Annotated in this window: 21 protein-coding genes; 6 read left to right on the forward strand and 15 right to left on the reverse strand. The window is 62.8% G+C overall.

Annotated features, from left to right (window positions below; genetic code table 11):
- A partial coding sequence (locus tag J2X15_RS14480) for a beta strand repeat-containing protein (RefSeq protein ID WP_310344014.1) occupies positions 1 to 2,145 on the forward strand: 2,145 nt, incomplete at its 5' end.
- 230 nt (positions 2,146 to 2,375) lie between these two features.
- On the opposite strand, the gene dinB is transcribed toward J2X15_RS14480, so the two are convergent.
- Together dinB and J2X15_RS14490 are read right to left on the reverse strand one after the other, a co-directional pair.
- Complete coding sequence (dinB, locus tag J2X15_RS14485) at positions 2,376 to 3,635, reverse strand: DNA polymerase IV (protein WP_310344015.1); 1,260 nt, start codon at positions 3,633 to 3,635, stop codon at positions 2,376 to 2,378.
- 53 nt (positions 3,636 to 3,688) lie between these two features.
- Positions 3,689 to 4,834, reverse strand: coding sequence for an alpha-hydroxy acid oxidase (locus tag J2X15_RS14490; RefSeq protein ID WP_310344018.1), 1,146 nt, complete (start codon positions 4,832 to 4,834; stop codon positions 3,689 to 3,691).
- Positions 4,835 to 4,980: 146 nt separating this feature from the next.
- Here J2X15_RS14490 and J2X15_RS14495 point away from each other — a divergent pair, with 146 nt between their 5' ends.
- Together J2X15_RS14495 and J2X15_RS14500 are read left to right on the forward strand one after the other, a co-directional pair.
- Complete coding sequence (locus J2X15_RS14495; protein ID WP_310344021.1) at positions 4,981 to 7,818, forward strand: DUF2339 domain-containing protein; 2,838 nt, start codon at positions 4,981 to 4,983, stop codon at positions 7,816 to 7,818.
- A complete protein-coding gene (locus J2X15_RS14500; protein WP_310344023.1) occupies positions 7,815 to 9,206 on the forward strand; it encodes a DUF3999 family protein in 1,392 nt (463 codons plus the stop codon). Before J2X15_RS14495 ends, J2X15_RS14500 begins: the two co-directional genes overlap by 4 nt.
- Here J2X15_RS14500 and J2X15_RS14505 read toward each other — a convergent pair.
- The 3 genes from J2X15_RS14505 to J2X15_RS14515 form a co-directional block, all read right to left on the reverse strand.
- Positions 9,190 to 9,615 (reverse strand): RcnB family protein, encoded by a 426-nt coding sequence (locus J2X15_RS14505; protein ID WP_310344024.1) that lies wholly within the window; start codon positions 9,613 to 9,615, stop codon positions 9,190 to 9,192. The two genes, J2X15_RS14500 and J2X15_RS14505, sit on opposite strands and share 17 nt — an antisense overlap.
- Before the next feature lie 123 nt (positions 9,616 to 9,738).
- Positions 9,739 to 9,879, reverse strand: a complete 141-nt coding sequence (locus tag J2X15_RS14510; RefSeq protein WP_310344025.1) for a hypothetical protein — start codon at positions 9,877 to 9,879, stop codon at positions 9,739 to 9,741.
- 101 nt (positions 9,880 to 9,980) lie between these two features.
- Entirely contained in the window at positions 9,981 to 10,313 is a 333-nt protein-coding gene (locus J2X15_RS14515; protein WP_310344026.1) for a DUF6172 family protein, read from the reverse strand.
- Between the two features lie 44 nt (positions 10,314 to 10,357).
- Between J2X15_RS14515 and J2X15_RS14520 the strand changes: the two genes are divergently transcribed.
- Entirely contained in the window at positions 10,358 to 10,951 is a 594-nt protein-coding gene (locus tag J2X15_RS14520) for a 3'-5' exonuclease (protein WP_310344028.1), read from the forward strand.
- Positions 10,952 to 10,962: 11 nt separating this feature from the next.
- Here J2X15_RS14520 and msrA read toward each other — a convergent pair whose 3' ends face one another.
- From msrA to J2X15_RS14540, 4 genes are all read right to left on the reverse strand, one after another.
- Entirely contained in the window at positions 10,963 to 11,703 is a 741-nt protein-coding gene (msrA, locus tag J2X15_RS14525; RefSeq protein ID WP_310344030.1) for a peptide-methionine (S)-S-oxide reductase MsrA, read from the reverse strand.
- 49 nt (positions 11,704 to 11,752) lie between these two features.
- The gene (locus J2X15_RS14530; RefSeq protein ID WP_310344032.1) at positions 11,753 to 12,370 is read right to left on the reverse strand and encodes a DUF938 domain-containing protein; all 618 of its coding nucleotides are present in this window, start codon (positions 12,368 to 12,370) and stop codon (positions 11,753 to 11,755) included.
- 15 nt (positions 12,371 to 12,385) lie between these two features.
- Positions 12,386 to 12,634: a hypothetical protein gene (locus J2X15_RS14535; RefSeq protein ID WP_310344033.1), complete on the reverse strand. Its 249-nt coding sequence runs from the start codon at positions 12,632 to 12,634 to the stop codon at positions 12,386 to 12,388.
- A 65-nt stretch (positions 12,635 to 12,699) separates the two neighbouring features.
- Positions 12,700 to 13,467 (reverse strand): substrate-binding periplasmic protein, encoded by a 768-nt coding sequence (locus J2X15_RS14540; protein ID WP_310344035.1) that lies wholly within the window; start codon positions 13,465 to 13,467, stop codon positions 12,700 to 12,702.
- Between the two features lie 165 nt (positions 13,468 to 13,632).
- On the opposite strand from J2X15_RS14540, the gene J2X15_RS14545 reads away from it, so the two are divergent.
- Positions 13,633 to 14,442: a formylglycine-generating enzyme family protein gene (locus tag J2X15_RS14545; RefSeq protein WP_310344038.1), complete on the forward strand. Its 810-nt coding sequence runs from the start codon at positions 13,633 to 13,635 to the stop codon at positions 14,440 to 14,442.
- Positions 14,443 to 14,461: 19 nt separating this feature from the next.
- Here the strand turns inward: J2X15_RS14545 and J2X15_RS14550 are convergent, their stop codons facing one another.
- Entirely contained in the window at positions 14,462 to 14,698 is a 237-nt protein-coding gene (locus J2X15_RS14550) for a hypothetical protein (RefSeq protein WP_310344040.1), read from the reverse strand.
- Positions 14,695 to 15,795: an MBL fold metallo-hydrolase gene (locus J2X15_RS14555; RefSeq protein ID WP_310344042.1), complete on the reverse strand. Its 1,101-nt coding sequence runs from the start codon at positions 15,793 to 15,795 to the stop codon at positions 14,695 to 14,697. Before J2X15_RS14555 ends, J2X15_RS14550 begins: the two co-directional genes overlap by 4 nt.
- A 126-nt stretch (positions 15,796 to 15,921) precedes the next feature.
- Here J2X15_RS14555 and J2X15_RS14560 point away from each other — a divergent pair, with 126 nt between their 5' ends.
- Complete coding sequence (locus tag J2X15_RS14560; protein WP_310344044.1) at positions 15,922 to 16,191, forward strand: hypothetical protein; 270 nt, start codon at positions 15,922 to 15,924, stop codon at positions 16,189 to 16,191.
- On the opposite strand, the gene J2X15_RS14565 is transcribed toward J2X15_RS14560, so the two are convergent.
- The 4 genes from J2X15_RS14565 to trxC all read right to left on the reverse strand — a co-directional run bounded on the left by J2X15_RS14565 (position 16,188) and on the right by trxC (position 19,259).
- Positions 16,188 to 17,288, reverse strand: coding sequence for an exo-alpha-sialidase (locus J2X15_RS14565; protein ID WP_310344046.1), 1,101 nt, complete (start codon positions 17,286 to 17,288; stop codon positions 16,188 to 16,190). The two genes, J2X15_RS14560 and J2X15_RS14565, sit on opposite strands and share 4 nt — an antisense overlap.
- A gap of 26 nt (positions 17,289 to 17,314) precedes the next feature.
- Positions 17,315 to 17,596: a MoaD/ThiS family protein gene (locus tag J2X15_RS14570; RefSeq protein WP_310344047.1), complete on the reverse strand. Its 282-nt coding sequence runs from the start codon at positions 17,594 to 17,596 to the stop codon at positions 17,315 to 17,317.
- A gap of 61 nt (positions 17,597 to 17,657) precedes the next feature.
- Positions 17,658 to 18,713, reverse strand: a complete 1,056-nt coding sequence (locus J2X15_RS14575) for an alkene reductase (RefSeq protein WP_310344049.1) — start codon at positions 18,711 to 18,713, stop codon at positions 17,658 to 17,660.
- A 105-nt stretch (positions 18,714 to 18,818) separates the two neighbouring features.
- Positions 18,819 to 19,259 (reverse strand): thioredoxin TrxC, encoded by a 441-nt coding sequence (trxC, locus tag J2X15_RS14580; RefSeq protein WP_310344051.1) that lies wholly within the window; start codon positions 19,257 to 19,259, stop codon positions 18,819 to 18,821.
- Positions 19,260 to 19,265: the final 6 nt, after the last annotated feature.

A 19,265-nucleotide genomic window follows, 5' to 3' on the forward strand; every position in this document is an offset into this window, starting at 1 on the left:
GATGGCGGAGGCTTAGCAGACAACATGGCGGGAGGTACAGGAGATGACATCTATGTGGTGGACGTCTTCAACGATGTGGTGACCGAAGCGCTGAATGAAGGCATTGATACCGTAATGAGCTCTGCAGCTAACTGGACGCTGGCTGCCAACTTCGAGAATCTCACGCTGATCGGAACTGATGCGATCAACGGCACAGGCAACCTGGGGGACAACGTTCTCACGGGCAACAGTGGCGTGAACGTTCTGAGTGGTGGTGCTGGTAACGACACTTACGTTGTGACCGCAGGAGACAGCACCATAGAAACGGCCAATCAGGGCATTGATACGGTACAAAGTTCAATCACCTGGACCTTGGGCGCCAACATTGAGAACCTCACGCTGACCGGGACTGCTGCGATCGATGGAACAGGCAACGCCCTAGACAACGTGCTGACGGGCAACAGTGGCATGAACGTTCTGATTGGTGGAGCAGGTAACGATACCTATGTTGTGACAAGCGGCGATACCGTCACAGAAGTGGCCAATGAAGGCATTGATACTGTCCAAAGCTCAGTCACGTGGACCTTGGGGGGCAACTTCGAAAATCTCACGCTGACTGGAGCCGCCGCAATCGACGGCACTGGCAACGAGCTGAACAATGCGCTCACGGGCAATTCGGGCAACAACACCCTATCCGGTGGTGCTGGCAATGACCAACTGGACGGTGGTGCAGGTGCAGACACCCTGTTGGGCGGAACAGGCAACGACACCTACCTAGTGGACAACGTTGCTGACGTGGTGATTGAGGTATTCAATGAAGGCATTGACACCGTGCAATCCAGTGTGAGCTACACGCTGGCGGCCAACGTTGAGAACCTGACACTCACAGGAACCGCAGCGATCAACGCTACGGGCAACGTCCTGGACAACGTCCTGACAGGCAACAGTGGCGTGAACGTCCTCACGGGAGGAGCAGGTAACGACACCTACTACGTGGACGCTAACACGGACGTGGTGGTAGAGGCTGTCAATGAAGGCATTGATACGATAGTGAGTTCGGTGAGCTTGAACCTGGTAGCCAACGTCGAGAACATTACGTATACCGGGACTGGTGCGTTCAGCGGAACTGGCAACGCCTTAGACAACGTCATGACAGGCAATAGCGGAAACAACACGCTGCTCGGAGGCGCAGGCAATGACACTCTTGATGGAGGAGTGGGTGCAGATGCTCTGCAGGGAGGTATCGGAGACGACACCTACGTAGTGGACAACGCCAGCGACGTTGTGACAGAAAATGCCAACGAAGGCATTGATACGGTGCTAAGTTCAATCACCTGGACCCTGGGTGCGAACATTGAGAATCTGACGTTGACTGGAAACAATGCAGTCAGCGGCACGGGTAACGCATTGGACAACGTTCTGAAGGGGAATTCAAACGCGAACACACTGACCGGTGGAGCAGGCAACGACACGCTCGATGGCGGAGGCTTAGCAGACAACATGGCGGGAGGTACAGGAGATGACATCTATGTGGTGGACGTCTTCAACGATGTGGTGACCGAAGCGCTGAACGAAGGTATTGATACCGTTCAAAGCTCAATTGACTGGAGTCTGGGTGGCAACATTGAGAACCTCACACTGACCGGAACAGCAGGACTCAGTGGTACGGGCAACAACCTGGACAACGTGATCAAGGGTAACGCAGGCTACAACACGCTGACCGGAGGTCTAGGCAATGACACCCTGGATGGTGGAGCGGGACTGGATACATTGGTGGGTGGAGCCGGTAATGACACCTATTGGCTGGGCCGTGGGTATGACGTTGACACTATCAGTGAAAACGATGCGACAGCCGGGAATATCGACATGGCAAGGTTTGATGCTGGTATTGCTGTGGATCAACTCTGGTTTACCAAGGCCGGAAACAACCTGGATGTAAACATAGTTGGCACCAGCGACAAGTTCACATTGACCAATTGGTATCTTGGCAACCAGTATCACGTTGAGCAGTTCAAAACCAGCGACGGAAAAATATTGCTGGATAGCAAGGTACAAAACCTAGTGGATGCAATGGCTGCGTTTGCGCCACCCGCAGCTGGGCAAACTACGCTGCCTGCCAATTACGCTACTTCACTCACCCCAGTGATCGCGGCCAACTGGCAGTAATGCAGTAATGGATGTGCCTATAACAGGGCACATCCATTTGGCGATTTTCGGTGTCCCAACAATGACAGGAGCGATTCCATGAAGGTAAAGTTCATTGAAGCGCTCACCAAATGGGCGGAGGCCTATTCCGATGCGTTGTTCAAGAAGGATGGAAAAACAAGACCGAAATTCCTGCGTTCCCTTTAGTTCCTGAACAGTAGGCGCTGCCCGCCGTGGGGCGTCGTTGGAAACTAAAACAGCTGCCCGGTCAGCGTGTCTTCTGCTCCTGAATTGCTAGCTGCCTGCGCAATAGATTCAGGGGCTATCGGCCTGTTTGACTTGTAATTGAGGGCTTCCTCGGCGTTCAGCAGCGCGCCCATGCGCACCCCCAGCAGGCGCAGCTTCTTTTGCAGCGGCGCGCGCTTTAGGCACAACCCGGCCACGCGGCGTATCTCCTTGGCGTTGTCGATGTGGCGCTCAATCGTGATGTCGCGCGTGACCGCTGTGAAGTCCTCGTACTTGAGCTTGATGCCAATGGTTTTGCCCACATAACCCTTGCGCTGCAGGTCGTCGGCTAATTGTTCGCACAGGCGGGTGAAGATGGCGCCCAGTTCGGCCTTGTCGCGCACGGCGTGCAGGTCGCGTTCGAACGAGGTTTCGCGGCTGATGCTGACGGGTTCGCTCTCCAGCGAGATGGGTCGGTCGTCGCGGCCATGCGAGGCCTCATGCATCCAGGCGCCGGTGCGCTGGCCAAAGATGTCCATCAGCCATTGCAGGTCTTTGGCGGCGAGCTGGCCTATGGTCTCTATGCCGTGACCCCTGAGCTTGGCGTCGGCCTTGGGGCCAATGCCGTTGATCTTGCGGCAGGCCAGCGGCCAGATCATGGTCTCGAGATCACTTTCATGGACGACGGCAATGCCGTTGGGCTTGTTGAACTCGCTGGCCATCTTGGCCAGGAGCTTGTTGGGCGCCACGCCTACCGAGCAGGTCAGGCCCGTGTCGTCAAAAATGGCTTTCTGGATCAGCCGCGCCAGCACGCGCCCGCCTTCGCGCTGGCCGCCCGGCACGTCGGTGAAATCGATGTAGACCTCGTCCACGCCACGGTTCTCCATCAGCGGTGCGATCTCGGTGATGATGGCCTTGAAGCGCTGGGAGTAGTGGCGGTACTGCGAAAAGTCCACCGGCAGCAAGATGGCTTGCGGACACAGCTTGGCCGCCTTCATCATGCCCATGGCCGAGCCCACGCCAAATTGGCGGGCAGGGTAGGTGGCGGTGGTGATGACGCCACGGCCGGTGTAGTCGCGCAGCAGCGGAAATGCGGCCACCGGAATTTCATGCAATGGAAGCTCGGCGTACTCGGCACGCAGCGCATCGTCCAGTGCGCGCCGCCCACCGCCAATCACCACCGGCAGGCCCTTGAGCTGCGGGTAGCGCAGCAGCTCCACCGACGCGTAAAACGCGTCCATGTCCAGGTGGGCAATGCGCCGGATGGCGGGGCTGGGCGAACTCATGGGCCCAAGGATAGCAAGCGCCTGCCGCCCCGGTGGCGGTTAAGCGCAGTTGGTCAGTAGGTGCCGGGAATCAGGATGCCTTGGTCTACGTTCTGGATGTTGGTGTGGCCGCAAAAGGCCATGGTTACGTCCAGCTCTTTGTGGATGATTTGCAGCGCCTTGGTCACGCCGGCCTCGCCCATGGCACCCAGGCCGTAGACCATGGCGCGGCCGATCATCGTGCCCTTGGCGCCCAGCGCCCAGGCCTTGAGCACGTCCTGCCCGCTGCGCACGCCACCGTCCATCCACACCTCAATCTGGCTGCCCACGGCCGCCACGATGGCGGGCAGAGCGCTGATGCTGCTGGGCGCGCCATCCAGCTGGCGTCCGCCGTGGTTGCTCACCACAATCGCGTCGGCCCCGCTGGCCACGGCCAGTTGCGCGTCTTCCACGTCCTGAATGCCCTTGAGGATCAGCTTGCCGCCCCATTTCTCCTTGACCCACTTCACGTCGTCCCACGACAGGCGCGGGTCAAACTGCTCGTTGGTCCAGGCTGCCAGCGACGACATATTGCTCACCGCCTCCACATGGCCTACCAGGTTGCGGAAGGTGTGGCGCTTGGTGCCCAGCATGCCCAGGCACCAGCGGGGTTTGGTGGCCAGGTTGATGATGTTGGCCAATGTAGGCTTGGGCGGCGCGGTCAGGCCGTTCTTTAAATCCTTGTGGCGCTGGCCAATCACCTGCAGGTCCAGCGTCAGCACCAGGGCGCTGCAGCGCGCTGCGCGGGCGCGCTCGATCATCTTCACCATGGCGCCGCGGTCGCGCATCATGTAGAGCTGGAACCAGAACGGTGCGCTGGTGTGCTCCGCAATGTCTTCAATCGAGCAGATGCTCATGGTGGACAGCGTGAAGGGGATGCCGAACTTCTCGGCCGCGCGCGCAGCGTGGATCTCACCATCGGCATGCTGCATGCCGGTCAGGCCCACCGGGGCAATGGCCACGGGCATCTTGGCGTCTATGCCAATCATCTTGGTGGCGGTCGTCCGGTTCTCCATGTTCACAGCCACGCGCTGGCGCAGTTTGATCTTCTGGAAGTCGTCCTCGTTGGCACGGTAGGTGCTCTCGGTCCAGGAGCCCGAGTCGGCGTAGTCGTAAAACATGCGCGGCACGCGCTTTTCGGCCAGAACGCGCAGGTCTTCGATGTTGGTGATGGTGGGCATGCAGTCTCCAGTAATGGCGCAAATGGTAGCGGGGAGGGGCGCGGAACATGCGTGAAATCTGCCCGGCGCGGATTGAAATAATTTGAGCGTCTTGGGCTAGACTGGCCCGCCACACAGGCAGACAACGACAACAAGGGAGCAGCAGCATGGTGCTATGGGGAGTGATTTGGGGGGCCATCATCGGTTACCTCACGGTGCAATATGACGAGGGCCTGGGTCTGTTTGCGGGTGCCATCCTGGGCGCAATCGCCGGGTGGACCCTGCGCCGTGCGGTGCGCAGCGAGATGGCTGCCCAGCGCCAGTCGGCCACAGCCGCCCCAGCAGTTCAGCCACCGGAGCAGGTGGACACCGTGCCCCCGTTTGTGCCCGCCACCGCGTCAAACGCACTGCTGGACCCCAATGAGCCCGATGAATTCCTGGACGCGGTGGACACCGTGCCAACGCCTGCGCCTGCCATGGCTCGCAGTCAGGTGGTGGACTTGCCCGAGGCACGCGAATGGGGGGCACAGCCGCCCGATGTGCTGATGCGCCTGGTGGACCAGGCCAAGGCTTGGCTGCTGGGCGGCAACACCATCGTGCGTGCTGGTGTGCTGGTGCTGTTCGTGGGCCTGGCCTTTCTGGCCAAGTTTGCTGTGGACAACGCGCTGCTGCCGCCCGAGCTGCGCCTGGCCGCCATTGGCGCCGCCGGCATCGCGCTGTTTGTGTTCGGTTTTCGCCTGCGCGGCCGCCAGCCTGAGAAGCTGGCCTATGCGCTAACGCTGCAGGGCGCTGGCGTGGGGGTGCTCTACCTCACGGTGTTTGCGGCCTTTAGGCTTTACCAGTTTTTGCCAGCGAGCGCGGCGTTTGGCGTGCTGGCGCTGGTGTGTGTGTTCTCTACCGCCATTGCCCTGATGCAAAACGCCATGCCCATGGCCTTCATCGGGTTTGCGGGTGCGTTTGCGGCGCCCATCCTCGTGTCCACGGGGCAGGGCAACCACGTAGGCCTGTTCAGCTACTACCTGGTGCTGAACCTGGCCATCGTCGCCGTGGCCTGGCTGCGCGCTTGGCGCCCGCTGAACCTGCTGGGTTTCTTTGCCACCTTTGGCGTGGCCACGGCCTGGGGGGCGCTCAAGTACCAGCCCGAGTACTTTGCGACGACCGAACCATTTTTGTTGGCCTTCTTCGCCATCTACCTGCTGGCCAGCCTGCTGTACGCCACGCGCCATTCGCTGGCGCCCAAGCAGGCGGTGGACGCCACACTGGTGTTTGGCACGCCGCTGGTGGCCTTTGGCCTGCAGGCTGCGCTGGTGCGACACATGGAATACGCCACGGCCTTCTCATCCCTGGCCCTGGGAGCCTTGTATTTGGCCTTGGGCTGGTGGGCGGTGAAGCGCGAAGGCGCCAACAAGGAAGTGGGCCAGTGGCTGGCCGAGTGCTTTGCGGTGCTGGGCTTGGGCTTTGTGACCTTGGCCGTGCCACTGGCGTTGGATGCACGCTGGACCAGCGCCGTCTGGGCCGCTGAAGGTGCGGCCGTGTACTGGATGGGCCAGCGCCAGGGCCGCTGGCTCGCGCGCTTGGCCGGGCTGGTGCTGCAAGTGCTGGCCGCGGGCAGCTACCTGCAGGGCTTGGACGAGATGCAGGCAAGCGTCTGGTTCATTGCCAATCCGGCCTTCATCGGTGCGACGCTGCTGGCCGTATCAGCCCTGGCACTGGCGCACTGGACGCGCTTTGCCACCGAATCGGTGCAGACAGGCTCGGGCGCCAGCTGGCTGCTGGCCAAGGTGGAGCAACAGATCTCGCCGGTGCTGTTCTGGGTGGGGTTTGCCTGGTGGCAGTTTGCGCTGGTGCACGACATTGAGCGCGCTGTGCAGAATGCCGACGGCAACTGGGGCGCAGTGCTGAGCAAGAATATGCAGTCGCACCTGGAGATGCTGGGTTGGCTGGTGAGCGCCTGGGTGGCGCACCGCCTGGCCCTGCCCACGCGCACCAAGCCCTGGGCCGTTGCGGCCACGCCAGCGTGGTTCTCGCTGCCCATCATGGTGTTGTTTGCGCTGGACGACATAGTGTCGCTGGACCATGTGTTCCAGGCCTGGGGCTGGCTGGTCTGGCCGGTTGCGCTGGTGCTGCATTTCGCCACGCTGAGAAACCTGGATGCACTGGCGCCCCGCACGTGGTGGAGCGCGGTGCACACGGGCGGCGTGTGGCTGGTGGCACTGCTGGTGGGCAACCTGCTCGTGTGGGCCGTGGAGCAGGCGCAACTGCAAGGCACTTCGTGGGCGGCGGTCATCTTCTTGGTGGCCAGCGTGCTGGTGCTGCTGGTGCTGTGCACGCGCAGCCTGTATGACGCGGGCAGTCGCGTGCGCCAGGCTTGGCCGCTGGACCGCTTTGCCATCGCCTACTTATGGCGCGCCGCCGCACCGCTGGCCGTGGCTGTGGGTCTGGGTGCCCTGCTGGTGGCCGTGTCGTCCAATGGCAATGCGCGCCCACTGCCCTATGTACCTTTGCTGAACCCCACCGACATCACCGTGGCGCTGGCCTTGCTGGCCTGCGCCCTGTGGCTCACCCGCGTGCGCCAGAGCGACCTGGCCGTGCCCGCCTGGGTGGGCCACGCTCGCTGGACGCTGGTGCTGGCGGGCCTAGGCTTTATTGCGCTGAATACCGTGTGGCTGCGCGTGGCGCACCATTACGCCGGTGTGCCTTGGGATGCCGAGCGCCTGTTCGAATCCTTCCTGGTGCAGGCGGGTTACTCCATCTTGTGGACGCTGTTGGCTCTGGGCCTGATGCTGGTGGCGCACCGCCGCCATGCGCGCCCGGTCTGGATGGCGGGCGCGGCCCTGCTGGGGCTGACCGTGGCCAAGCTGTTCCTGGTGGATCTGAGCAACCGCGGTGGCTCCGAGCGCATCGTGGCCTTTATTGCCGTGGGCGTGATGATGCTGGTGGTGGGCTACTTTGCGCCCATTCCCCCGGCCCAAACGGCGCCCCAAGAAGAGGAGGGTGTGGCATGAAGGCACGCATGGTGTTGGTGGCAGCCTTGGCCGCTACGGTGGTGACATGGGCGCTGGCGGCCGAAGCGCCGGCGCCGGTCGAATTTGCCTGGCGCGGCACATTGACTTTGCCCGCAGGCAGCAGCCTGGTGCGAGCCGAGGTGCCGGCGGAGGCCCTGCTGCGCATGCAAAGCAGCGCCGCCCACGACCTGCGCGTGTTCAACGCCGAGGGTACGGTGGTGCCTTACGCATTGCTGCGCTCGGCCGATCTGGAGCGCACGGCGCCTTTGGTGCAAACCCGCACCTACACCGCCTACCCGCTGTTTGCCACCGCTGCGGGTGCCAAACCCGTGCGCGGTGCTGTGGAGGTGCGTGTGTCTGCCGATGGCAGTGCCTGGGTACAGTGGGGCGCCAAGGCCGCAGCACTGCCGGACGACGCACAGCCCTTGCAGGCCGCACTGTTTGACACCCGGGCCGAGAAACATGCATTGGCGGCGCTAGACATCAAGGCCGAGCTGCCGCGCAACGCGCTGGTGCACCTGGCGCTGGCCAGCAGCGACGACTTGCAGGACTGGCACCCCGTGCCCGTCAAAGGCCCATTGTTCCGTTTTGATGGTGCCGACGCGCCCGCCAGCAGCACGCTGGAGCTGCAGCAGCCGCTGAACCCGCAGGGCCGCTACCTGCGCCTGAGCTGGGCCGGGCAGAGTGGGGTGAAGCTTGCGTCCATTACCGGCCGCGTGGCGCCGCAAACCGCGGTGCTGCCGCGCGTGCGTTCGGCCTTGTCGGCAGGCACACCCGATGGCAGCAGCCTGAGCTGGACCTTGCCCTTTGCCACACCCATTGCGGCCCTGCACCTGCAGGCCACGCAAGACAACACCTTGTTGCCGCTGCGCATCTCGGGCCGTGCGGACGCCACCCAGCTGTGGCGCACGCTGGCGTCCACCGTGGTTTACCGGCTGGACACCGTGGGCCAGGGCAGCAGCAATCCGCCGGTGCTGCTGCAGGGTGCCTCGGTGCGCGGGCTACGGGTGGAGGCCAGCAATGGCCAAGCCCTGGCTAGCAGCAGCTTGCAGGCGAGTGTGGAATTTGCGCCGCTGCAGGTGGCCTTTCTGGCCTCAGGCCCTGGACCGTTCACGCTGGCCGTGGGGCGTGCCAACACTGCTTCTGCGGCCGTAGACGCCTCGTTGTTGGGATCGGTATCACCCGCCAAGCTGGCGGAACTGCCCGCAGTGGCGGTGCAGCAGGTGCGGGCCGATGCGCCCGATGCCCCCCACGTATGGGCCGCAGCTTTGCTGCCCGATGGGGTCACCGTGCGCACCGCTCTGCTCTGGGCGGTGCTGGTGGTGGGAGTGCTATCGCTGGCTGGCGTGGCTTATGCCCTGCTGCGCCAGATCACTGGTTCAAAATGATCTGCGCAATGATGCCGGTGGCAATGGCGATCAGCACATAGTCGGCGCCCACCTGTACCCATTGGTGGCCGCGGGGTGGCGAGGGCAGGTGGTGGCCGTAGTAGTTGTTCACCACATAGACCGGGCGGCGGTACTCGTAGGGCAGGTGGCCACCGCGGCGGAATTCGGGCCCGCGGGCACCGTAGTAGCCACCGGGGTGGCCATCCCAATGGTTGTCCCATCGGCCGTCGCGACGGTCATCGTGTCGGTCGTCGCGGTCATTGCCACGCCCGTTGTCGTGGCGTCCCCGGTCCTGCTGGCTCCAACGTTCGTCGTCCGGCCCGTGTCGACCACGGCCCTCGGCCTGCGCCAGGGTTCCGAACCCCATGCTGGCGATGACGATGGTGCACACAATGGCGGTGGATTTCATACAGTAGCCTATGGAAGTGAAGGAGCTTGCATAGTCCCCCTCCCAGGTGTCGGCCATGTAAAGCCTTGGCGCATTTGTGCAACCAATGGTTGGGCGCTGCGGCGGCCAGCGCCGCATGAAAGCTTATTTCTTCTCTTTGCCGCGGGGGATGACGGCGGTGATGGGGGGCATGGGGCGGTCGGACACGCCACCGGGTTTGGGAGCGGAGGTGTCCTTCTTCGGCTTCTTAGCCATCTTGTTGCTGCGTTGTTCGCCTTTGGCCATGGGCCTCTCCTTGGTGTGGTCTCGACATGAGACGTTCAGACGGGATGTTACGCCAGACTGACTCTAAAACGACGCGCCGGTTTGCGTGGCGGATGCGCTGTTTACTCTTCCTCGTCGAAGAAGTTCTTCAGCGTGGGTGCATCGGCCGGGTCACGGGGTTTGCGAACCCCGTGCTTGGCTAGAATCTCCACGTAGAACTGGGTGCCGCCGTCTTTCACCAGTGCGTCGATCAGGGGCGTGATCTCGGCCAGGTGCACCACCACGGCGCTGTCCTGGTTGGCGCCAAACTTGCAGTCGAAGTCCCAAAAATCCACGCCCTTGGGCAGGTCACGGCGGCGTTCACGCTGGATATATTTGCGGATTTCGTGCTTGGTGGCTTCCAGCAGGCGGTCGGGGTGTTTGCCTTCTACGGCGAGGGGGAAAGTCTTTTTCATGGGTGTCCTGGGCCAATACGGGCGGGTGGGCGATGATACGCCCCATGCAGGAACGCCACCCCACCCCCGACAAAGACGCCATTGCCTTATTGCCCCCGTTTGAGCGCCTGGGGCTGGACCGCATCACCTTGGTCAGCACTGGCGCGCAGGCCCAAAAGGCCTACGCCGCGCTCACCGCTGCACCTGCCTGGGGCTTTGATACCGAGTCCAAACCCACGTTTAAAGTGGGCGAGGTGTCTGACGGACCACACATCCTGCAGCTCTCCACGCCTGAGCGGGCCTGGGTGTTCCAGCTGCACGACCCCGCATGCCGCGCCGTGGCGGCCGAGCTGCTGGCGCTGGGCGGCATTGCCAAGGCCGGCTTTGGTCTGGGCGACGACAAAAAGCGCATCGTGCAAAAGCTGGGCGTGCAGCCCCAGGGCATTCTGGAGCTCAACACCATCTTCCGGGAGCGCGGCTACCGCAAAGACATGGGTGTGAAGGGCGCGGTGGCCGTGTTGTTCCACCAGCGCTTCATGAAATCCAAAAAGGCGGCCACGAGCAACTGGGCCAACGCGCACCTGACCGAATCTCAGCTCGTCTACGCTGCCAATGACGCCTACGCGGCGATTCGCGTGTTTGACGCGCTGGGCCTGTAGCCTTTGCAGCCTTAAGGCACCAGCACCGGCTGCGCGCGGTACACCGCGGGCATCAGCTTTTGCAGGTTGGCGATCTTGGGCAGGTCAAACCGCGCGATGTAGCCCGACTCCGGGTGCAAGGTGGCGTAGTTCTGGTGGTAGCCCTCGGCCGGGTAGAAGCCCTGCAACGCATTGAGCTGCGTGACGATCTTGTTGGGAAACACATGGGCCGCATCCAGCTGCGCCACATAGCGCTCGGCTGCGGCTTTGTGCGCGGGCTCCTGGAAGAAGATGGCCGAGCGGTACTGTGTGCCCGAGTCCGGGCCCTGGCGGTTGAGCTGCGTGGGGTCGTGCGCCACCGAGAAATAAATTTGCAACAGCTGCGCGTAGCTGATCTGGCGCGGGTCGTAGGTGACTTGCACCGCCTCGGCATGGCCGGTACTGCCGCTGCTCACGCGGTTGTAGTCCGCATCGGCGGGAGATCCACCCGCGTAACCCGACACGGCATTGAGCACGCCCTTGGTGTGCTGAAACACCGCTTGCACACCCCAGAAACAACCGCCTGCGAAGACGGCGGTTTCGCGGTCTTTGGTGGCTGTCGGCAAGGCGGCCAATACCGCAGCCGATGGGGCTGGCAGCACCGTGGCCTTTTCGGCACTGGCGTTGGGGCTGAAGTACAGCGCGGCCAGGACCATTGCCCCTGCCAGCAGAAGAAGCTTGCTTTTGGTCAGGCCGAGGGCCGTTGAACGTGGGGTGGTTGGCAGGTGGGGCATGGCAGTTCCTTGCAGTGGTTCCCCGTTGGTCGGTGGCGGCCTTGGGTTCTTACACCCGTGCCCAGACCAGCAGCAGGTTGTTGGCGGGCAGGGCGTGGCGTGCCTGCAGGCGCAGGCCGGCACGCTTGGCCTCCTCGGCTACATCGGCCAGTTGGCGGATGCCAAAACTGGAATCGTGCGCGCGCAGGCTTTTGTCAAAGTCCAGGTTGCTCTGCGTGGGCACCACGTCGGCTTCAAAGTAGGGGCCATAAGTGACCAGCACGCCGTCCGGCGTCAGGTATTGCGCCGCACCGCGCATCAATGCGGCGCAGGCCGCCCAAGGTGCGATGTGCAGCATGTTGATGCACAGCACCAGGCCGTAGGGGCCAGCCTGCGCGCTGCCGTCGGGAAACCAGGGCTCCTTGCACACATCCAGCTGCAGCGCCGTGTCGATGTTGACCAGGTCGGCTTCGGTGGCGCGCACCTCGACGTTGTAGAGCGCGCCTTGGTGCACCTCGGTGGGCTGCCAGTCCCACAGCGGCAGGTGCTGCGCAAACCACACCACATGCTGCCCGGTGCCGGAGGCAATCTCCAGCGCCCGGCCGCTGGCGGGCAGCAGGCTTTGCAGCACCTCCAGAATGGGTTGCTTGTTGCGTTCTGCAGCGGGGCTGTGGTCGGGTTGCGCCATGGGCTTAGGGGCTGCTTAGTGGGTCACAAATTCGTACGACACTTCTTCGCTTTCCACCATGTCCAGGATGTCGTTGAGCTCGTCTTCGCTCTCTGTGCTGCTCCAGGTGTCTTCGGGGTCGGCAGAGAACAGGGGTTCGATGGCGATGTCCAGAAACTGGCCATTGGGCAGGCTCAGTACCGGCGTGCCTTCAGAAGTTTCTACCAGCGCCCAATCGTCGGGAACAGACATTTCGAGCTTGATGGTGACATTGAGTTTTTTCATGGAATGGTCCTTGTTGTGCCGTTTAGGTGAGGCGGCGAGGGTAACCCAGTTGGGTGACACGGGATTCAGTTGGGGCTGATGTCTGCAGCCACCACGTCCTGTGGGTAATATTTTTCAAAGTAGGCACGCAGGCTGCCGTCTTTAGACGTCTTGAGCATCTGGCTACTGAGCAGGTCCAGATCTGTCGTGCTCAAGGTCTGGCGTGATAGGTAGGCGCCCACCTTGGACCTGGGCAGCCCGGCCAACGCCGTGTAGCGAAACTCGCCGGTTTGGATGCCCGCAGACGCGATCTGCAGCGCCGAGTACAGCAGCGTGGGCGGCAAGATGGTGAAGTCCACCCGGCCTATGCGCAGCATGCGGCCTATGGTCTCCAGGTCATTGACAAAATCCACGCGGTTCTCGGCCATCAGTTCGCGCACCAGGGCTTCGTATTCATCGCCCCAGCTGTAGCTGCGCACCAGCGCCGCGCGCATGTTTGTCCGGCCCAGCAGGGCGCGCACATCCCGTGGCACATTGGGCAGGCCGTGCAGGGTGATCAGGGAGGGGGTGAGGTTTACTACATGGACAAACTGCGCCTTCTGGTCCCGCTCGGCATTTTGCGAGGCGGGTAGCAGCATGTCCGACTGGTTGGACACAAACAGCATGGAATCCGCACGGGCCCGCGGCATTACCGGAAACTGAAACTGGCATCCGGCCCTGCGGCCCACATCACGCAGCCAGTCGGGGTAGACGCCTGTTACCAGGTCATCCACCACCTTGACATTAAAACCGGTGGGGGCGGCCGGAACCACGATAACCCGCGAACAGTCGGCCCAGGCGGATGCGCTGCACATGCCTGCTACGCCGCATACCCATGCGCGCCAAGAGCCCCAGTGACGCCGAGAAATGGTTCCAACTTCCATCGGCCAACTATACACACGGGCCACTTTTGGCGTTGTGTGACCAGAGACAACATACATTACGGATTTGCCGATGTTTGGGTCTTGAAAGGGAGCGTAATGAAAAAAATAGTGTCTTTGTGGTGCTTGGTTCTGAGCGGTTTGTTTGTGGCGCATAGCGCATGCGCACAGGGCAGCTCGGCTGCGATTCAGAAAGACTGTGATGTATGTCCCGACATGGTGCAGATACCTGCTGGCAGCTTCACCATGGGGAGCGCCGCAGGCTTGTCTATTGAGCGCCCTGTGCATCAGGTGACAGTGGGTAGCTTTTACATGGGACGTATGGAAGTGACTCAGGCGCAATGGACTGCGGTGATGGGTAGCACTCCGAGCGCCAACGCCACATGTGGGGCGAACTGTCCGGTGGAGATGGTGAGTTGGGATGAGGTGCAACAATATCTCAAAAATCTGAGTGTGTTGACTGGCAAGAAGTACCGCTTGCCCAGTGAGGCTGAATGGGAATATGCCGCACGTGCTGGTACTACCACCGCATACTGGTGGGGAGATACAGCGAGCCATGCCTATGCCAACTATGGCAGTGAAGAGTGCTGTGAAGGCCTTGTACAGGGGCCAGACCTGTGGACCTCCACGGCCCCTGTGGGCAGTTTTTCCGCCAATGCCTTTGGGCTGTTCGATATGCTTGGCAATGTTGCGGAATGGACCGAAGATTTTTACCACAAGAGCTATGCGTTCGCCCCCTACGATGGCCGCGCCTGGCTGGACGATGACCTGCGGTTCCAGTATGCACGCGTTGTCCGCGGCGGTGCGTGGAACAGCGGTGCCGAAGGGATCCGTTCGGCCAAGCGGTCTCAGGCAATCACGGTAGAGCCCGCTGACAGCATCGGCTTTCGGGTAGCGCGATCGCTCTGATTGGGCGCGCAGTGCTTGCCTATAACCAGCAACCCAACCGCGTATTCATCGCGTCTGTGTCGGGCGCATCAAACACCATGTTGTGCTGGTCTGTCAGCGGGCCACCACCGGGCTCCACGGCGCCGGTCGCGTCGTAGCCCACGGCCTTGAACTTCCACACCGCGCCTATGCGTTTGAGGTTGCCCACATGCGCCCCGCTAGGCAGGTGCACGCTGTGCACATTGGCGTTCACTTCTGTCAGAGTAAGTTCGGTCATGGCAGGTACCAGGCCTGGTTGGCAAACGGCTGGCCAAATTCAAACTTTTCGCCCACGCGCGGTGTCGCTACCTGCACATCCGCGCCCTTGGCTGCAGCCAATGTGCGCTGCACGGGTTCTGCCCAGGCATGGTAGGCCAGGTTGAAGGTGGCCCAGTGCACGGGCAGCAGCGTGGTGGCGCCTAGGTCTTGCACGGCCTCGATGGCCGATTCGGGGTTCATGTGAATGTCCATCCAGCTGTCGCCATAGGCGCCTACCTTTACCAGTGCCAGCTCCGGCGTGCCCAGCTTGGTGCGGATGGCCTTGAAGTGCTCGGCATAGCCCGTGTCGCCGCTGTAGTAGGCCGAGTGGTTGGGGCCTTTGAGCATCCACGAGGCCCACAGGGTGGAATTGTTCATGCTGGTGCGGCCTGAGTAGTGGCGCGCTGGTGTGCAGACAATCGTCACGCCCTTGATATTGGCCTGCTCCCACCAGTCCATTTCATGGATCTGCTCGGCGGGCACCTGCCAGCGTTCCAGGTGTGCGCCCACGCCAAGGCCCACATAAAAGTGGGTGCCACTCTGTGCCAGGTGCTGGATGGTGGCCATGTCCAGGTGGTCAAAGTGGTCGTGCGAGATTACGACCGCGTCAATGTTCTGCCACTGCTCCAGTGGCAGCGGGGCCGGGTGCAGCCGCGCAGGGCCGGCGAACTGAAAGGGCGATGCGCGCTTGGAAAACACCGGGTCGGTGAGGATACGCACGCCGTCCACCTCTATCAGCGCGCTGGCATGGCCCAGCCACCAAGCGCGCAGCCCGGGCGCTGCGGGGAGGGCCAGGTCCTCGGTGCGCATCTTCTGCACCGGCACCTCGAACGTGGGCGCGCGTACCTCGTCACCCATCAGGTCGTGCAGCTCGAGCAGGATGGACATGTCGCTCACATAGGGAGGGGTGTTTTCAAACCGGCCGTTGTGCCACTGGGGCGACGTCTGCATGCGCGCCAGCCGTGCGCCCTGGGCCATGCCGCCAAAGCTGGGCAACTGCAAGACCAGCCAGGTGGTCACTCCCAGTGCCACTACCACGAGCAGTAGCCCTTTAATCCGCTTTTTCCAGCGTGTCATACCTCTCCTTTTTTCCGATAAACAGAGTCAACTGTTGTTATTAGGGTAAACCCTTGCATTGAGACTAGGGTTTACCCTATACTGCAGTGCAGCAAGCAATCTTTTTGCTGTTTTCAGGAGAACCTTATGGCCAGCACTACTTTGAACGCGCTTTCTTTGCCCTCCACTGCCCAGCCCACCGTGGGCGCATCGGTTCGCGAGTTGCTGGTGGCAGGCCAACATCTGGCCGCCGCCCTCTGGTACACCGCTTTTGCCCCCGCAGCGGCGCAATCTACCGCCCAAACCGCCTTTGAAGAAGCCGAAGCACTGCGCTCCTTTGCCGCCACGCTGCAGCGTACCGACCCCGAGTTTGCCCGCGATCTGTTCGCCGCTGCCGACCGCCACGAAGCGGCCTAAGCCACCCAGCCCAGCGCCGCTATGGGCGGCAAGTCCTGGCTCACACCGTGCCAGTGCTCGCCTGCATCAGCGCTGACCCACAGCCCACCCGTGGTGGACGACATGGCCAGTGTGTTCCGGTCCGGGGCTAGTTCCAGGCTGTGGCGGTAGACCAAATGGTAGGCGTGGCTCTGTGGCAGGCCCGCGCCGAAGGTCTTGAACGTTTTCCCGCCATCGTCCGTGCGGTTCACCACCATCTTGCCGTCCACCGCATAGCGATGTGTATCAGCCTTGGCCGGTACAAACCAGGCCCGCTGAGGGTCGTGCGGATCACAGGCCACCGCAAACCCAAACTCTGAAGGCGCAGGTGCCGCAATACGGGCCCAATGTTGCCCGCCGTCGGTAGACCGGTAGATGCCGCAGTGGTGCTGCACCCACAGCACATCGGGCTGGGCCGTGCACTGCACCATGCGGTGCGGGTCTTGCGTGTTCTGGTCTTCCGCACTGTCTGCGGGCAGATAGTCCGCCGTCATGCCCGCAGCCGTTAGCGCCCAGTGGTCTCCCCCATCATGCGTTTGCCACACTCCGCCGCAGGAAATTGCCACGCTGATGTGTTGCGCATTGCGCGGGTCTACCAACACCGAATGCATGCCCGGGTAATCGTTGCCCCCGCCAAACCAGCCTGGGCGCAGGGGGTGCTCCCACAGCGCCGTGTTCAGCGCCCAGCTGTGCCCACCATCTTCCGACTTGAACAAGCCCGCGGGCATGCAGCCAGCCCACAGGGTGCCGGGTTGCGTTGCGCTGCCGGGCGTCAGGGCCCAGACCAGGTCCACATTCCAGGGCGTGGGGTCGGTCGCCAGTGGACCCTCTTTGGGTTTGGGGGGGAAGGCCGGCGCGGTGATGTCTGCCCACGTGGCGCCCTGGTCGGTGCTCTTGCGCAGCTTCACGCCAAAGTGGCCCATGCGCAGGGCGGCGTACCAGTGGCCGTCGCGCGGGTCGGCCAGTACCTGGGTGACCGGGTCGCCCGCAAAGTGGTGGGCCACTACGGCCCATTGCGTGCCCTGGCCGCGCACCACAAACAAGCCTTTGCGGCTGGCTACCAAGAGGGTTTGCATCATGAAGTCTCCATGCAGGGGCAAGCGTATTAGCCGCCGCTCAGGGCCTGAATCACCAGCACGCGGTCGCCGTTGGCGATGGGCTGGCTGAGGTCTTCACGGTTTGCCACCAAGGCCTGGTTCACAAACACGGCCACGTGCTTGCGCACGTTGCCTTGGTCGTCAAACACATAGTGGCCCAGCTCCGGGGCAGCCAGCAGCGCGGTGTCCAGCACCGCACGCAAGCTGCCCGCAGCGACTTGCTGCGGCGCGCACTCCACGTGGCGCCGCAAGCTGGACGCGAACTCCACCTTCACCATGGCATTCCCCATTCAGACGCCGCAGTATTGCAACCGCAGCGGCAATTGGCAATACGGGGATGCGCTGGTGGGCTTACAGCGTCGGGTAGTCCGTATAGCCCTTGGCGCCGGGGCTGTAGAAGGTGGTTTGGTCCGGCGTGTTCAGCGGCGCCTTGGTTTTGATGCGCGCGGGCAGGTCCGGATTGGCCAGGAAGGCGGTGCCAAAGGCCACGGCATCCAGCGTGCCAGCAGCAATGGCTGCCTCGGCTTCTTCACCCGTGTATCCCATATTGCCCACGATCACGCCCTTGTACTTTTCGCGCGCCACGGTCAGCACGTCGCCCTGTTGCGCGCCAAAGAAGTCTGCGCGCATCACATGCAGGTACGCCAGGTTGAAGGCGTTGAGCTTCTCGGCCAAGAAGCCGATGAAGGCCAGCGGGTCGCTGTCTTTCATGCTGTTGTAGCTGTTCAGGGGCGATAGGCGCAGGCCCACTTTGTCCGCACCAATCGCAGCGGTCACGGCAGTCAGCACTTCAAACAGGAAGCGCGCACGGTTTTCCAGCGAGCCGCCGTAGGCGTCGGTGCGTTGGTTGGGTGTGTCGCGCAGGAACTGGTCGATCAGGTAGCCGTTGGCACCGTGCACTTCCACACCGTCAAAGCCGGCGGCAATAGCGTTCTTGGCGCCTTGGGCGTAGGCAGCCACCAGGGCAGGAATCTCTTCGGCCGTCAGCGCGCGTGGCACGGCGTGGGGCACTTTGCCATTGGGCGTGTGGATGTCGCCTTCGGCCGCTGTGGCGCTGGATGACACGGTGGGCACACCGCCGTTGATGTCCGGGTGGGCGGCGCGGCCGGCGTGCCAGATCTGCATGAAGATGCGGCCGCCCTTGGCGTGCACGGCTTGGGTCACCTGCTTCCAGGCGGCGATTTGTGCGTCGCTGTAAATGCCGGGCTCGTTGATGAAGGCCGAGGTACCGGGCGCCACCATGGTGCATTCGGTGATCAGCAAGCCGCCGGAGGCGCGCTGTGCGTAGTACTCGGCCATCAGGGCGTTGGGCATGTGGCCGGCGTCGGCACGCGTGCGCGTGAGCGGCGCCAGCAGAATGCGGTTGGGGAGGGTGAGGGCGCCGAGTTTCAGGGGATTGAAGAGCATGGTGTTGAACGTGAGTGGGTGACAGGGAAACGGAAGGTACCAGCCGCGGAATATTCGGACCTCGGGCGGGTTACTGCAAAGTGATGTATTAGGGGCCCAGGTGTTTTAGCGCGGCGTGTGCTGCTGCACCCAGCGCACGATGTCGGCCGCGCCCATGGCGCCGGCCTGGCGCGCCACCTCGCGGCCGTTCACAAACAGCGCAAGGGTGGGAATGCTGCGAATCTGGTAGCGCGCGCCCAGGGCCTGGTGCGCCTCGGTGTCCACCTTGGCCACGCGCACACGCGGCTCCAACTGGCCCGCGGCCTGCACATAGGCGGGCGCCATCTGGCGGCAGGGGCCGCACCAGGGTGCCCAAAAGTCCACCAGCAGAGGAATCTGGTTGCGCTGCAGGTGCTTGTCAAACGCGGCTACGTCCAGGTCCGTCGGCTTGCCGATGAACAGGGGCTTCTTGCAGCTGCCGCAGTCGGGCGCACTGCCCAGCTGGTCGGTGCGCACGCGGTTGGTGGTGTGGCAATGGGGGCAAACAATGTGCAGGGCTTCGCTCATTCAACG

This window comes from Rhodoferax saidenbachensis, assembly GCF_031457975.1.
Lineage (GTDB): Bacteria > Pseudomonadota > Gammaproteobacteria > Burkholderiales > Burkholderiaceae_C > Allorhodoferax > Allorhodoferax saidenbachensis_A.

Excerpts from the sequence above, each read along its gene's own strand:
- J2X15_RS14540 (WP_310344035.1), bottom strand. The coding sequence starts at position 13,467 with ATGTGCAGCGCATCCGCCTGGGCCGACTGTTCGCGGGTTATCGTGGTT.
- J2X15_RS14500 (WP_310344023.1), top strand. The coding sequence starts at position 7,815 with ATGAAGGCACGCATGGTGTTGGTGGCAGCCTTGGCCGCTACGGTGGTG.
- J2X15_RS14495 (WP_310344021.1), top strand. The coding sequence starts at position 4,981 with ATGGTGCTATGGGGAGTGATTTGGGGGGCCATCATCGGTTACCTCACG.
- trxC (WP_310344051.1), bottom strand. The coding sequence starts at position 19,259 with ATGAGCGAAGCCCTGCACATTGTTTGCCCCCATTGCCACACCACCAAC.
- J2X15_RS14520 (WP_310344028.1), top strand. The coding sequence starts at position 10,358 with ATGCAGGAACGCCACCCCACCCCCGACAAAGACGCCATTGCCTTATTG.
- J2X15_RS14555 (WP_310344042.1), bottom strand. The coding sequence starts at position 15,795 with ATGACACGCTGGAAAAAGCGGATTAAAGGGCTACTGCTCGTGGTAGTG.
- J2X15_RS14545 (WP_310344038.1), top strand. The coding sequence starts at position 13,633 with ATGAAAAAAATAGTGTCTTTGTGGTGCTTGGTTCTGAGCGGTTTGTTT.
- msrA (WP_310344030.1), bottom strand. The coding sequence starts at position 11,703 with ATGCCCCACCTGCCAACCACCCCACGTTCAACGGCCCTCGGCCTGACC.
- J2X15_RS14550 (WP_310344040.1), bottom strand. The coding sequence starts at position 14,698 with ATGACCGAACTTACTCTGACAGAAGTGAACGCCAATGTGCACAGCGTG.
- J2X15_RS14490 (WP_310344018.1), bottom strand. The coding sequence starts at position 4,834 with ATGCCCACCATCACCAACATCGAAGACCTGCGCGTTCTGGCCGAAAAG.
- J2X15_RS14530 (WP_310344032.1), bottom strand. The coding sequence starts at position 12,370 with ATGGCGCAACCCGACCACAGCCCCGCTGCAGAACGCAACAAGCAACCC.
- J2X15_RS14575 (WP_310344049.1), bottom strand. The coding sequence starts at position 18,713 with ATGCTCTTCAATCCCCTGAAACTCGGCGCCCTCACCCTCCCCAACCGC.
- J2X15_RS14560 (WP_310344044.1), top strand. The coding sequence starts at position 15,922 with ATGGCCAGCACTACTTTGAACGCGCTTTCTTTGCCCTCCACTGCCCAG.
- J2X15_RS14570 (WP_310344047.1), bottom strand. The coding sequence starts at position 17,596 with ATGGGGAATGCCATGGTGAAGGTGGAGTTCGCGTCCAGCTTGCGGCGC.
- J2X15_RS14510 (WP_310344025.1), bottom strand. The coding sequence starts at position 9,879 with ATGGCCAAAGGCGAACAACGCAGCAACAAGATGGCTAAGAAGCCGAAG.
- J2X15_RS14565 (WP_310344046.1), bottom strand. The coding sequence starts at position 17,288 with ATGATGCAAACCCTCTTGGTAGCCAGCCGCAAAGGCTTGTTTGTGGTG.
- dinB (WP_310344015.1), bottom strand. The coding sequence starts at position 3,635 with ATGAGTTCGCCCAGCCCCGCCATCCGGCGCATTGCCCACCTGGACATG.
- J2X15_RS14505 (WP_310344024.1), bottom strand. The coding sequence starts at position 9,615 with ATGAAATCCACCGCCATTGTGTGCACCATCGTCATCGCCAGCATGGGG.
- J2X15_RS14515 (WP_310344026.1), bottom strand. The coding sequence starts at position 10,313 with ATGAAAAAGACTTTCCCCCTCGCCGTAGAAGGCAAACACCCCGACCGC.
- J2X15_RS14535 (WP_310344033.1), bottom strand. The coding sequence starts at position 12,634 with ATGAAAAAACTCAATGTCACCATCAAGCTCGAAATGTCTGTTCCCGAC.